Origin of the sequence: Pseudomonas sp. RW409, assembly GCF_003184125.1 — a bacterium.
In the GTDB taxonomy this organism is placed as follows: Bacteria; Pseudomonadota; Gammaproteobacteria; order Pseudomonadales; family Pseudomonadaceae; genus Aquipseudomonas; species Aquipseudomonas chlororaphis_I.
This window is the reverse complement of the sequence record NZ_QHHP01000004.1, coordinates 330,147-342,734: the sequence shown is the minus strand read 5'-3', so window position 1 is coordinate 342,734 and position 12,588 is coordinate 330,147. Positions and strand designations below refer to the sequence as shown.

The 12,588-nt window shown below is 56.9% G+C and carries 11 protein-coding genes; 4 read left to right on the top strand and 7 right to left on the bottom strand.

Annotated elements, in window-relative coordinates; translation table 11 throughout:
- From DK261_RS33310 to DK261_RS04085, 4 genes are all read left to right on the top strand, one after another.
- On the top strand, window positions 1–239 hold a 239-nt coding region (locus DK261_RS33310; protein ID WP_218278167.1), incomplete at its 5' end, for a hypothetical protein.
- A gap of 25 nt (window positions 240–264) precedes the next feature.
- Window positions 265–573, top strand: coding sequence for a hypothetical protein (locus tag DK261_RS32795; RefSeq protein ID WP_146218507.1), 309 nt, complete (start codon window positions 265–267; stop codon window positions 571–573).
- Window positions 570–854 (top strand): hypothetical protein, encoded by a 285-nt coding sequence (locus DK261_RS32790; RefSeq protein ID WP_146218506.1) that lies wholly within the window; start codon window positions 570–572, stop codon window positions 852–854. Before DK261_RS32795 ends, DK261_RS32790 begins: the two co-directional genes overlap by 4 nt.
- A gap of 109 nt (window positions 855–963) precedes the next feature.
- Window positions 964–1,668 carry a phospholipase D-like domain-containing protein gene (locus DK261_RS04085; RefSeq protein ID WP_110175312.1) on the top strand — a complete coding sequence of 235 codons (705 nt, stop codon included), beginning with the start codon at window positions 964–966 and terminating at the stop codon, window positions 1,666–1,668.
- A gap of 181 nt (window positions 1,669–1,849) precedes the next feature.
- On the opposite strand, the gene DK261_RS04080 is transcribed toward DK261_RS04085, so the two are convergent.
- The 7 genes from DK261_RS04080 to katG form a co-directional block, all read right to left on the bottom strand.
- Complete coding sequence (locus tag DK261_RS04080) at window positions 1,850–2,128, bottom strand: DUF3077 domain-containing protein (RefSeq protein ID WP_110175311.1); 279 nt, start codon at window positions 2,126–2,128, stop codon at window positions 1,850–1,852.
- A 510-nt stretch (window positions 2,129–2,638) separates the two neighbouring features.
- Complete coding sequence (locus tag DK261_RS04075) at window positions 2,639–2,899, bottom strand: PAAR domain-containing protein (protein ID WP_023964134.1); 261 nt, start codon at window positions 2,897–2,899, stop codon at window positions 2,639–2,641.
- Between the two features lie 73 nt (window positions 2,900–2,972).
- Window positions 2,973–4,001 carry a T6SS immunity protein Tli4 family protein gene (locus DK261_RS33025; protein ID WP_256597546.1) on the bottom strand — a complete coding sequence of 343 codons (1,029 nt, stop codon included), beginning with the start codon at window positions 3,999–4,001 and terminating at the stop codon, window positions 2,973–2,975.
- Between the two features lie 246 nt (window positions 4,002–4,247).
- Window positions 4,248–5,399, bottom strand: coding sequence for a T6SS immunity protein Tli4 family protein (locus DK261_RS04065; RefSeq protein ID WP_158286932.1), 1,152 nt, complete (start codon window positions 5,397–5,399; stop codon window positions 4,248–4,250).
- On the bottom strand, window positions 5,396–7,096 hold the full coding sequence (locus DK261_RS04060; RefSeq protein ID WP_110175310.1) for a triacylglycerol lipase: 1,701 nt from the start codon (window positions 7,094–7,096) through the stop codon (window positions 5,396–5,398). The genes DK261_RS04065 and DK261_RS04060 overlap by 4 nt, the downstream gene beginning before the upstream one ends.
- On the bottom strand, window positions 7,093–9,624 hold the full coding sequence (locus DK261_RS04055; RefSeq protein WP_110175309.1) for a type VI secretion system Vgr family protein: 2,532 nt from the start codon (window positions 9,622–9,624) through the stop codon (window positions 7,093–7,095). The genes DK261_RS04060 and DK261_RS04055 overlap by 4 nt, the downstream gene beginning before the upstream one ends.
- A gap of 588 nt (window positions 9,625–10,212) precedes the next feature.
- A complete protein-coding gene (katG, locus tag DK261_RS04050) occupies window positions 10,213–12,423 on the bottom strand; it encodes a catalase/peroxidase HPI (protein ID WP_110175308.1) in 2,211 nt (736 codons plus the stop codon).
- Window positions 12,424–12,588 lie beyond the last annotated feature (165 nt).

Genomic DNA, 12,588 nt, shown 5'->3' with positions numbered 1-12,588 from the left:
TTGGTGGGCGGGGGCTTTGGTCGTCTGATGGACCTTTTGTGAATGGTGGTTTTCGGCCAGAAGCAGATCATGGACACGCTGTTAATGACCCCGTAATACGCGCAAAAGCCATATCACTTTTCCTCCTCGTCCCATATCGCGTTTCTGGCGCTACACTCAAACCAAACAAGGAACTGCGTGTGGATAAGAAGCGTCATCAGACGCAAGTAGCGAAAAACCACATCACTTGCGTCGTCTAACTTTATTTATAGCCAGTAGAAAATTATGAGCAGACATAAAGCCAAAAGAAGCAACAAGCCCTCTCGTGACGCAAGCACCGGCAGTTTTGTGATAACAGCACTTGAAGATGAGAAATGGGATTACAGAACCGCAGAGGGAATTGCGAGACAAATCAGCCGACCAGTTCAAGAGGTAAAAGTTGTACTTGAGACTGATCCTAGAGTTCGGCAGTCCGTAATGAAAGCATGGTCAGGTGCTGGGCTTTACACTCTAAAGAAAAAACGATCCGCTCTAAAAGATATTTTCACAGCCTTTCGTGCGATGAACTCGGACAAACTAGGGGACGATCAATGACTTGGCAGGAAGCCGCGATTTATGGAGTCATCGGCGGGGCGTTGCCTGAGGTACTTGCCCTTTATAATCTTAGACACGCCCATAAATCAGAAAAACCATCTTGGCTAGCCTCTCCATTTTACTGGATAGTTACTAGCGTGATGGTTCTACTTGGCGGGGCAACTGTTGTACTCTACCAAAAAGTCGGAATTAATATTAACGAATTTATGGCAGTGCATTTAGGCATTGCAACCCCACTATTAATTTCAACAGCGACAAAAGAAAAGCCGAAGATAAATTAATCAAACTGCAGCAATTGGCTCAAACCGTATACCTCGATTATTGGGACAGGTTAAAGCCCAACCCTTAAACCCTTGATCAAACGTTAGCAACGCTAAGGGATTTAGAAAGATGGAAGACCTGAATGAGTTCCAACTCGAAAATGATGGAAATTATGATAGAAATTTTACTGACAACAGCACCACGTCTGACTCTGGTATAACCGTATATTTCAGAGACCTAGAAGAAAGACTATTGCAGCACATTAAAGAGTCCGATGCAGTCTTCGGCGCAGTCGCCTGGCTAACAAGCTATTCGATACTGGACACACTGGCCGAGCTGAATAATGTCTCTATCGTGGTGCAAAAAGAAGATTTTTTGCGCCCCGACATTGGTTTTAATAGTGACTTTAAAAAAACATTGCGCACCAAGTACAAATCACTCAAGTGCAGCCTAACTAGATACTCATTCAGCAACATCCTAAGTTCTGTATCAGTCTGCAGCGACCCTTCCATTGACCCTGTAAGATGTGTAGGTAATCATAACTCCGAAAAGAAACCTGCCTTCCCACGTATGCACAATAAATTCTTGATATTTGCCAGAGTAAAAGAAAGCACAGAAGATCATCACATTGAAACCATCACGCCATATGCTGTTTGGACTGGCTCATTTAATCTAACCAAAAATGCAACCATGTCTCTTGAGAATGCGTTATTCATAACCGACAAGAAAATAGTCAATGCATACTTTGAGGAATATGGCCAGATTGCTGCTATGTCCGAGGAACTCGACTGGAGATCTGAGTGGGCAGCTCCTGAATGGCGGATTGGTACGTAAGCAATGCTAACAAATCGCTCACTTCGTTTGCTAGGCTGACTAAAGTCCGCCCTTTAGCTTATCGTTACTTAATATCCGCTTTAGGCCAAAAACAACCCTCCATACAATAAAACGCCACTCATCACCCACGATAAGCGGCGTTTTCTTGGTTCATTCAAAAGAGCCTCAAATCAAAACCAACTCACCGCCCTTCCCCACCCTCTAATCCCAAACACACATCATCGATCACCGCCTTCCCCATCTCCGCCAGAAAATGCGAAGCCCAGGCGTAGCGCTCACCCTGTTCCTCCATGGCGGCGTCGAGGGCGAGTTTCTTGGCGTAGTACAACAGAGTCGAGGCGTGCTCCAGGGCTTGTTGCAAGGGGACGTCGGCGTTGACGCGGAACAGGGTTTGTTCGGGGTCGGCGCATTGGCCGAAGGTGACGAAACCCAGGGTTTTGATGGGGGTTGGCGTGCTCATAGGGCACCTCCTGCGACAACCAGGAAGCGGGTGTTATTGAGCGAATGAAGGCGAAGCGAAAGGCAGCAAAATGCAGACAGATTACGGGCGTACATGGTTGAACCTCCCATATCAAAAGAGAGCTGCCATGTTCGTTATCAGGCGAAAGGGTGGCAGCTGTGCGTAGGCTGATAAACCGGAGATACAGGAATCCGGCAGACCCGAAGGTCTCCCACGCACAGCCGCCATTACACGAAAAGACGGACACAAAAATGCGCCTGCAATCGTGGTAACGGGCGCTTGTGCGCCTGCATCTTACCGGGTTATCAGACCCGATCGCTGATTTTGCAGCGACAGGGACAGACTAGGTTTTGGGACGGTGGAGAACAACCTTAAAACCGTCGCTGTTTATGTCCATCTCTCAAGCAGCAGATCCCCACTTACGCCACCCGAAACATCAGGCAATCTGTACTCGCCGAACGGTCACTACGCCCTCCCCTCGGGCAAACAAAAACACCACCCTCTACCTAACTAACTCTCAGCGTCTCCTTTCGGACCGCTGGCAATCAGGCTGGCCCCACAGGCGGTTTTCATTCCATGCAGCGCCACGGGAACACCGCCAACATCCAGCAGTGCGCTGCCCTCGGAAATAGGAAACACGCCTTTACATAAAGGGCATGTGACCTTGTGCCCGACGCCGGCCATGGGTTTGCCGTTCAAATCAGTTTGGTTGAACGCTTCAATCACAGTGCCGCCGTGACTGGTGGAGTCGCCGAGTCGAATGATGTCCATATCTGCTCCTTTTCCGTTGTGCTAATAAACACTTCTCCCTCTTTGGGCGCTGTGCCTCCCGAAGGATAAGTATTCAGGAATCGCCTGTATTACCGTCACGCAAAGACACCGGGCGCAGACGCACGGAGTCAATGATGGTGTCCCATAACGCCAGAGCCTCCTTGTCTGACTTGAAAGGCGGCGCTGGCAGTTTGCCGCTGCTGTCGGGGCTACGTTCGAGTACACCGAGCGCGGCTGAGATGTTTGGCTCGGTGATCGAGCCATCCTTGCCCTGAGCCTCCCAGGCGAAGGTATAGAGGCGTTGCCCCTTGTCGGTACTGGCCACCAGGTATTCATCGGCAGGAACCGCGCCGCCACGCTCTCTTTTGCGCAGGGTCTCGATCCCTAACACCATCCTGGCGGCGCCTGCCAGGAAACCACTTGCCCGATCCAACAGGCGATCTTCTTCGGCTCCGGTGCTGGAGGTGAATTCGAAGTGGGCGCCGGGATACTCGGGAAAAGTCACGCCAATATCGAACCGCTCACCTTGAAAACTGTTACCCGCGATATAGGCTCGGTCAATACAAAAGCCGGATTCAGAGGGAATTTCGTTGGGTTCGCGAGAGCGTAAGCTGTGGGCCAAAGAAGTGGCACTTTCAACTCCCTGCGCTTCACGACTTTTCGATACGCCTCCCATCCAACGGTAAGCACGCCATGTCGGTTTGGAAATAGCGTAAGTGTCCAACAGATACATCTCTGTGCTGGCATTGGATTTCCAAGAAAGCAGCCCTGTCGAGCTCCCCCCAAGGTCTAGCCGGCGAAGAAACATACTGCCTTGTGCCCTTCTGTGCAGTTGGCTCTTCAGTTCCTGCTCAGTCTGATCAACTCTGGCAGCCAGAGTGATCGGTGATTCGTCGAGCGCTTCGATGTTATCGCCCCAAAGGTAGTACCCCGCTCTAACTTCCGCTTGGGGCGGTAAATCAATTAGAAATCTGCCAAAGCAATGGGTGATCCATCCAGTCTTGTCCATGGCAGGGCTCCGAGAAGAAGGAAGTAATGAGCAACTGGTTATCCCGATCAGGGTGACGATGCCAAGAACAATGATGAGTTGATGCACGCGCATCATGAGTCCTCTAACTGCAGGGGATCTTCGGCAGCCGATGGCAAGTCTTGGGGAAACCAGCCATTACTCCCGAGGATCTGATCGTCTCGAATGATGTACATGTCCGTTCCTTTTCCGTTGCGCTACCAGGCACTTCTCCCTCAACAGGCTTTATGCCCGTCGAAGGAGAAGTGTCGGGGGTGACGTGCAATGATCCAGAGAGGCAAGTGCCCTCTGTCACAACAAGGTCTGATGCCTATAAAACTCTTACAGCTCATCCATCCAGCTGTTATTCGGCTTCAGGTCGGCCAGGAATCTCTCGATGGAGTAATCGTCAGCTATCGGTTTTGTACTCCCCAGAGCTGGGGCCACCGGAGAGGGGCTACCCAAAGCGCCACTACCCCGAGGCGTCGAGGATACCGGGCGCAAACGGATCGAATCGATGATGGTGTCCCACAGGTCCAGAGCCTCTTTATCGGACTTGAAAACAGGGGGTGGTGGGTTGCCATTTTTGTCGGGACTACGCTCCAGAACACCCAGTGCCGCAGAGATATTCGGCTCAGTGATCGACTCATCCTTTCCCTGCGCTTCCCAAGCAAAAGTGTAGATGCGCTGTCCCTTGTCGCTACCAGCAAGCAGATATTCATCAGCCGGGACCGGGCCGCCACGCTCCCTCTTGCGGAGAGTCTCAATACCCGCAACCATCCTGGCGGCACCAGCTAGGAAACCACCCACCCGATCCAGAAGGCGATTCTCTTCGGCACCGGTGCTGGAAGTGAATTCAAAATGAGCGCCAGGATAACCCGGAAAGGTCACTCCGATGTCAAACCGCTCGCTCTGGAAGCTATTGCCTGCGATATACGCTCGATCAATACAAAAGCCTGGCTCAGAGGGAATCTCGTTGGATTCACGAGAGCGTAGGCTCTGGGCCAGAGAAGTGGCAACGTCAATGCCTCGGCGCTCTCTGTCCGGTGACATTTTTACTTTCCAACTATAGGCACGCCATATCGGCTTAGAAATGGCGTAAGAATTCAAAACATACGTTTCTAAACTGGCGTCGCTCCCCCAGGCCAACAGTCCTGTAGAACCGCCCTTGTCAAGATCGAGACGACGAAGAAACACGCTTCCTTGTATCTTTTCGTGTTTTTGGTTTTTTAGCTTCTGCTCACTCTGATTAATTCTGTCGACTAGTGTGGCCGGTGTATCGTCAAGCGCTTCAATGTTATTGCCTCGTAGGTAGTACCCGGCATTGATCTCCGCATTAGGCGGAAGATCAATCAGGAATCTGCCAAAGCAATGGGTGATCCATCCGGTCTTGTCCATGGAAGGGGTCCGAGAAGAGGAGAATGATGTGCAACTGGTTATACCGGTCAGGGCGACGATGCCAAGAACAGTGAAGAACTGGCGCAGGCGCATCATGAACCTCCTGCCCAATCAGCGCTCTGGGCAATTTTGATAACGCCATAGAGCGTGGCCCATTGGGCGCGCGTGTCGTTGTAACTATTTTGGTGATCGTAGCCCTTGCCGATGTTGTACTGCCCGATGCCCTTGCCGCCCTGACGGAAGCTGGCCTTGATACCGGCTTGGCCGGGGGCCAGACCGGAGTCGGTCGGGACGGTTCCGTCACCGCCGCTACCGAATAACTCCTGTGTCGCGGCAGACCGTAAAGGTCCTTCAATGACTGAAGGCAGACCACGGCGGAACCAACCGTTGTAACTACCGTTCTCATCATCCTGAACTGTGGAACCGCTTGCTTCCAGAGGCTCTAGGTCACCTTGCCAGATCATGTCGCGCCAACTGTGCCTGTCAGGGGAGTCGTCGGCCCCATAATGAGCGTAGGTTTCGGAATGGTAGCCTGCTGCAGACAATGCACGATGGAATGTGGCGACAGAATCTATCAGCTCTCGAAAGTTTGCTCGCGGGCCTAGCGTATCGTTCTTATTAACGTTATCCGACATATCTAAATATTTAGTGTTCTGCTCCGGTACCAATCCATACCAGGCAGAGCTCTTGTAGATCTCCTCATAAGGATCACCATTTTGAGGATAAGCCCGGGGCGCTCCATCAATGTCTCTCATGACCTGTCCCTGCGCGTTGCAAAGGAACAGCCAGGGCCGCCCTCCCCGATACTCGGAGGTCGGCATCAACTCCAATGCCCCTGGCGAGTTGGCAACCACCGCCGTCACTTCACCGGCATTGGCGCCGAGGACGACCTGGGCCACCCCTTCGTAGCCACAGCGCATATGGTGATAGATGGCTGACGAGCCGAGCGCGGGCAACACGCCATGAACCACGCCCAGCACCCGTTCATAGCGGTGGAGCTGGGTCAGCGATCGGGCAACCAGGCCGCCCATCGAGTGGGTGACCAGAATGACCTTGGTCCGGGCCAGTTGCTCAGGGTCGACCCCACCCTTCTCGCGATAGAAAGGCAGCACGGTGTTCTCGATATAGTCGCGCACGTCCTGGCCGGATTGGCGGTTGGATTGCAGCCAGTTGTAGCCCCCGCACCAGATATCGAACTGATACTTGCCCGCGGCAGTCAGCTCCTCGCTGCTAAGGGAAGCGGCACTGCCCAACTCTTCGCCATAGTCGGAAGGCGAGCGCAGGCTTTCAGCTTGCCACCATCCCTGAAGCTCGCGTTGCTTGACGATATGGTCCAGCCGACTTTCCAGCAAAGCCATGATCGGGTTGTAGGAGGTGCGCATGACCTTGCCCCAGCCGCGCATCCGCGCGGCCTCTTCGCTCAGCCCCGATGCGCCGGGATCGACAGATCCACGATCATCGACCTCGACATCATCCGCCTTGAGCAACTCCTGTCGTCTTTTCGGACCACGGAAACCCCAGACCGCCAGTGCCCCCAGGGCTCCCGCGATATCGCCCAGGCTGAACGATGCATTGGGCGGGCTCCAGACACTGTTCAAGGTCTTCTTGTTGCGCAGGTTGGTCCCCATGATGCCGGGAATGAAGATCACCGGGATGGTGACCTGCTGCTTCACCAGCAATACCTTGTCGCGCTGATCCTCTGTGCGAGTGAGCTGACTGCTGTAGACGGGACGCCCAAGGTTGTCACGTGCGCGCGGGACTATCACTTCCTGGGTATTCGCTTCGCTGCTCATGTGGTGGACTCCCTGTCACCCTGGATACTGGCTCCCTTGGCCAGAACCCGTATCTGAACCCGATCCATTGCCAGGTCCTGTTGCCTCGGCAATCGCCCCTGGGCATCGGTAGTGAGCTTGAGCGGCGCCCCATCGCCGCGCAGCAGTTCCACGGCCGTATTGGCCAGGGGCTCCAAGGTGTTTTCGTCACGCAGGACAAAGGCATCGTCGAACGGCGTGGAGTCCCAGGAGTTGAAGGTGGTTGAGGCGTGTGCCGGGCCGACCAGGCTGTGCTTGGCCGCCTTGACCGTGAAGTTGCCTGGCATCCCCAATTCGATGTTGCCCCCTTTGAGGGTGAGGTAGGCACCGCCACACATCAGCGTGATGTGCTCCTTGGCCGCAATCAGCACGTGTTGCTTGCTCGCGCTGACTTCCACGCTCTGATCCGCCTCCACGCGGATGTTGTTCTTCTGCGCCTGCAATAGCATCAGCCCCTGATGGGTGATCTGGCGCATCTCGCCGCTTTGGGCGAACAACCCCAGGTCGGTGCCGGCATTGACCACGAACTTCTGGCCTGACGTCAGTTGCTGGTTCTGCTGGGCCACGCTGTCAATATGCTCGCCAGCCGCCAGGGTGACACTGTTAGGAGACACAGCAGCGATACCGGCCTGGCCACTCAGGGCAATGGCGGGGTTACCGCCGTTGGTTTTGCCCGATTCATCGTTGGCCCCATGCCCCAGATCGCGAACCGCGTCACTGAGCGTCTTTTGAGGCGCGGTGTCATGACCTACACCCTCATGGTCCGCAGCATAGTCACCCAAGTCCTTGGCCAGCTGCAGAGCCGCCTCCAATACCTGAACAGCAACCGCCCGGTTCAGATGCCCACCATTGGCATTCAACTGCTCTTCAGTACTGAGCAACAGCCCCTTGGCCGCTCGCAACGCACCATGCTCGTCGGTACGCAACTCGAAGCCTTCACCCCGTGGCGCACCACCGTCGGGGCGTGGGTGGGTCAGATACCCCAGGTGCAGCGCGGTACTGCCGTGATCGCTCATCAGCGCGGCACTGATCTCTTTGGTGGTGTCGTCGATGCGCAGTTCGTTGGCGCGGCTGCCTTTGTATTCCTTGCTCTTGATGGTGCTGAGGATCTTGTGATTCGGCAGTTGGTACGGTGGCATGTTGCTCGCACGGTAAGTGCGGCCCGTGATGATCGGTTGGTCACAGTCGCCATCGAGGTAGTCGACTATGACTTCCTGGCCAATTCGCGGGATCGCCATATGGCCCCAGTCAGCACCGGCCCAGTTCTGTGATACCCGGATCCAGCAAGAGCTGAACTCGTTGTCCTTGCCTTCCCGGTCCCAGGGGAACTGAACCTTTACCCGGCCAAACTCGTCGGTGTGGATCTCCTCGCCTTCCGGACCCACCACGCTGGCGATCTGCGGCCCGTCGATACGGGGCCTGGGCAGAGGTACCGGGCGCCACTCCATCTGTTCGGGAATGATCTCGGCGGTGAAGTCGTAGCTCACGCCCATTTCAGCGTCGGCGGACTCTTCTTGCTGGCTGGCGTGCTGCACGCCTCTATGGGTGATTCGGACTGACCGCCACCAGCGGTTGAAGTCTCCCCTGGGGTGGCCGGTCAGTTGGAAGGAAAGGCCTGGAATCAGGCGCGGATCGTCACCTTCGACCATTGCGACCTGGGCATCTCGACGGTGACCGCGCAGGCGGTTTTCAGTGAAGGGCTTACCTGCTGCGCTGGCCTTGTAGCGTCCTGGATAGTCGTAGCGTTCATAGTGTGGGGCCTGGTGTTCCAGGTCCTCGCCGACCAGGCGCTGTTGCTGGTTGAACGCGGGACGCTTGAAGGTGTAGTCACGCTGGGTCTGTTCGGCCGTGCGGACGTTTTCCGTGTAGCTGAACGCGTACAGCACAGGCCGTTCGGCGTCTCCAGCCGGCTGCGTGCTGTACAGCACCGGCTCACCCTGGATGCGTTCCTGAACGTAGAGCTTGTCGCTCTGGATCAGCCTGTGAGAAGTCGCGTCGGATTTGAAGTAGTAGAACAAGCCTTCTTCCGTGGAAAGCCGGTCGAACCAGTAAAGGTCGGTGTCCCCCGCCTGGGTACAGTATTCGCGAGGCAGGTGCTCGGTATGGGTGTTCTGCTGATAGTCCAGGATCCCATGCTCGGCCAACACCGACTTGAGTATTTCGGGCACGCTTTTCTGCTGGAAGATGCGCCAATTGGAACTCAGGCCAAGCCGGGCAAGCTGCGGCTCGACCACCACGCGGTAGCGGGTACGCCGAAAGCCGGTTTTGCCCTGGGTGAAGCTGGAGACCAAACCGTGGACATGGCGGACAGCCGTGGAGCCTTGCCAGATGGTCAGCAACGCCGGCTGATCGAGGACCTGGGCAAAATCGATACTGGGGTTATCACTGGCCAGTTCGAGCGTCAGCCGATAAGGCTCGCTAATGGCTTCTTCCAGGGTGAACTCTACGACCTCGAACTCCATCCGGCCGGACAGCACGGAGAAGGTGAATCTCAAATCCCTTTGACGCATATGACTCATCCTTGGTCAATGTATTGAGGCGTCAGGTATGAAGATGGCGTCCAATGCCGAGCGCCAACTGCGCTTTGTACTACCTGGACGGATACCTGGGCCTGGTCTGACTACGGCTGAACAATCCAGCCCGGTTCGTATGCCCAGGTAACTCGTCAGGGCAGTAGCCTATTTGCAAAAGTGCGCGAGGATCAACTCTGCGCTCGCACCACCTGCATGTTCTCGAAGCCTGGTTTGCTGACGTGTGGATATCCAATGAGGCGTCCAGATCAGGCTTGCCACCATACCCAAAGAGACGAAAGGATAGGGATAGGAATTATCCAAAACTGCGGTAAGAAAAGCCTGATCCGGATCACATCGAATGCACTTGAGTGGTCAGGTTGTCGACGCCTATAAGAAGCGGATATCCCCTGTACTGTCCAAAATGCCCAGGCAATCGCCACCCCGCGAACAGAAAAACGCCTCCACACTGGGAGGCGTTAAGAACGTTCAAAACAAGGGTTATAACGCGGCTCCCTGGTCTGTGGCCCCCAACCTGAATCGTCAGGTCGAGAGCCCTATTTCCAGGCCCAAAAGACGCCCTCCCCCTCACCTCAAATCAAACCTATCCAAATTCATCACCTTGACCCAAGCCGCAACAAAGTCCTTCACAAACTGCTCCTGCGCATCCGCGCTGGCATAGACCTCGGCCAATGCCCGTAGTTGGGCGTTGGAGCCGAAGACCAGGTCGACGCGGGTGCCGGTCCATTTGACTTGGCCGGTCTTGCGGTCGCGGGCTTCGAACTCTTGCTGGGCGTCGGACAGCGGTTTCCATTCCACACCCATGTCCAGCAGGTTGACGAAGAAGTCGTTGGTCAGCGCGCCCGGGCGCAGGGTGAAGACGCCGTGGGGGGTGTGGCCGACGTTGATGTCGAGCACGCGCAGGCCGCCGATCAGCGCGGTCATTTCCGGTGCGGTGAGGGTCAGCAGTTGCGCCTTGTCCACCAGCAGGGCCTCGGCGGGTACGCGGTAGTGGCCCTTGAGGTAGTTACGGAAACCATCGGCGATGGGTTCGAGGTGAGCGAAGGACTGGACGTCCGTCTGTTCCTGGCTCGCATCCGTGCGGCCCGGGGTGAACGGCACGCTGATATTGAGCCCGGCATTTTTCGCCGCCAGTTCGATGCCGGCGCTGCCGGCCAGCACGATCAGGTCGGCCAGGGAGATTTTCTTGCCGCCGGTTTGTGCGCTGTTGAAGTCGCGCTGAATGTCTTCCAGGGTTTGCAGCACCGTCGCCAGTTGCGTTGGCTGGTTGGCTGGCCAGTCCTTCTGCGGGGCCAGGCGCAGGCGCCCGCCATTGGCGCCGCCGCGTTTGTCGGAGCCACGGAAACTGGAGGCCGCCGCCCAGGCGGTGGACACCAGTTGGGACACCGACAGGCCCGAGGCCAGCAGCTTGCTCTTGAGGGTGGCGACATCGCCGTGGTTGACCAGGGGGTGGTCGACTGCCGGGACCGGGTCTTGCCACAGCAGTTCTTCGTTGGGCATTTCCGGGCCGAGGTAACGCGAGAGCGGGCCCATGTCGCGGTGGATCAGCTTGTACCAGGCGCGGGCGAAGGCATCGGCCAACTGGTCCGGGTTGGCCAGGAAGCGCCGCGAGATCTTTTCGTAGACCGGGTCGAAGCGCAGCGACAGGTCGGTGGTCAGCATGGTCGGGCTGCGCCGCTTGGACGGGTCGTGGGCATCCGGGATGATGCCGGCGCCGGCGCCGTTTTTCGGCGTCCACTGGTGCGCCCCCGCCGGGCTCTTGGTCAGTTCCCACTCGAAGCCGAACAGGTTTTCCAGGTAGTTGTTGCTCCAGCGGGTGGGCGTGGTGGTCCAGGTCACTTCCAGGCCGCTGGTGATGGCGTCCGCGCCCTTGCCGCTGCCGAAGGTGCTTTTCCAGCCCAGGCCCTGCAGCTCCAGGCCAGCGGCTTCGGGCTCAGGGCCAACATTGCTGGCGGGCCCGGCACCGTGGGTCTTGCCGAAGGCATGGCCGCCGGCGATCAGGGCCACGGTTTCTTCATCGTTCATCGCCATGCGGGCGAAGGTTTCGCGGATGTCCACCGCCGCCGCGACCGGGTCCGGGTTGCCTTCGGGGCCTTCAGGGTTCACATAGATCAGGCCCATCTGCACCGCGGCCAGCGGATTCTCCAGGTTGCGCCCCGGCTCGGCGGCGGGGGCTCCCGGCCCCTTGCCATAGCGGGTGTCGCCCCCCAGCCAAGTGCTTTCGGCGCCCCAGTAGACATCCTCATCCGGCTCCCAGGCGTCCGGGCGACCACCGGAAAAACCGAAGGTCTTGAAGCCCATGGATTCCAGCGCGACGTTACCGGTGAGCACGATCAGGTCGGCCCAGGAGATGTTGCGGCCGTACTTCTGTTTGATCGGCCATAGCAGGCGCCGCGCTTTGTCCAGGCTGACGTTGTCCGGCCAGCTGTTGAGCGGCGCAAAACGCTGCTGGCCGGAACCGGCGCCGCCGCGCCCGTCACCGGTGCGGTAGGTGCCGGCGCTGTGCCAGGCCATGCGGATGAACAGCGGCCCATAGTGGCCGAAGTCGGCGGGCCACCAGTCCTGGGAGTCGGTCATCAGCGCGTGCAGGTCTTGTTTCAGGGCCTGGAAGTCCAGGCTTTTGAAGGCTTCGGCGTAGTTGAAGTCCTCGCCCATGGGGTCGGACAGGGACGAGTGCTGGTGCAGGATCTTCAGGTTCAGTTGGTTCGGCCACCAGTCGCGGTTGGTGACACCACCGCCGGCGGCGTGGTTGAACGGGCATTTCGATTCGTTTGCCATGAGGAGCTACCTTTGGTCGTATTCATCCAGCTATCCGGCCCGGGCGGGCGCTGAATAGCGACAGGCGAAAGCAATGACATAGGTTGCAGGGCTCACAGTTCGCTCAACTGATGGTTGTGGCCACAGGCTGCTGGAGAGCGGCAAGCAAGTTGCCAGGACGGTGGC

What these genes read in the sequence shown, in the direction of transcription:
- DK261_RS32795 (WP_146218507.1), top strand. Translation starts at nt 265, where the DNA reads ATGAGCAGACATAAAGCCAAAAGAAGCAACAAGCCCTCTCGTGACGCA.
- DK261_RS32790 (WP_146218506.1), top strand. Translation starts at nt 570, where the DNA reads ATGACTTGGCAGGAAGCCGCGATTTATGGAGTCATCGGCGGGGCGTTG.
- DK261_RS04085 (WP_110175312.1), top strand. Translation starts at nt 964, where the DNA reads ATGGAAGACCTGAATGAGTTCCAACTCGAAAATGATGGAAATTATGAT.
- DK261_RS04080 (WP_110175311.1), bottom strand. Translation starts at nt 2,128, where the DNA reads ATGAGCACGCCAACCCCCATCAAAACCCTGGGTTTCGTCACCTTCGGC.
- DK261_RS04075 (WP_023964134.1), bottom strand. Translation starts at nt 2,899, where the DNA reads ATGGACATCATTCGACTCGGCGACTCCACCAGTCACGGCGGCACTGTG.
- DK261_RS33025 (WP_256597546.1), bottom strand. Translation starts at nt 4,001, where the DNA reads ATGCGCGTGCATCAACTCATCATTGTTCTTGGCATCGTCACCCTGATC.
- DK261_RS04065 (WP_158286932.1), bottom strand. Translation starts at nt 5,399, where the DNA reads ATGATGCGCCTGCGCCAGTTCTTCACTGTTCTTGGCATCGTCGCCCTG.
- DK261_RS04060 (WP_110175310.1), bottom strand. Translation starts at nt 7,096, where the DNA reads ATGAGCAGCGAAGCGAATACCCAGGAAGTGATAGTCCCGCGCGCACGT.
- DK261_RS04055 (WP_110175309.1), bottom strand. Translation starts at nt 9,624, where the DNA reads ATGCGTCAAAGGGATTTGAGATTCACCTTCTCCGTGCTGTCCGGCCGG.
- katG (WP_110175308.1), bottom strand. Translation starts at nt 12,423, where the DNA reads ATGGCAAACGAATCGAAATGCCCGTTCAACCACGCCGCCGGCGGTGGT.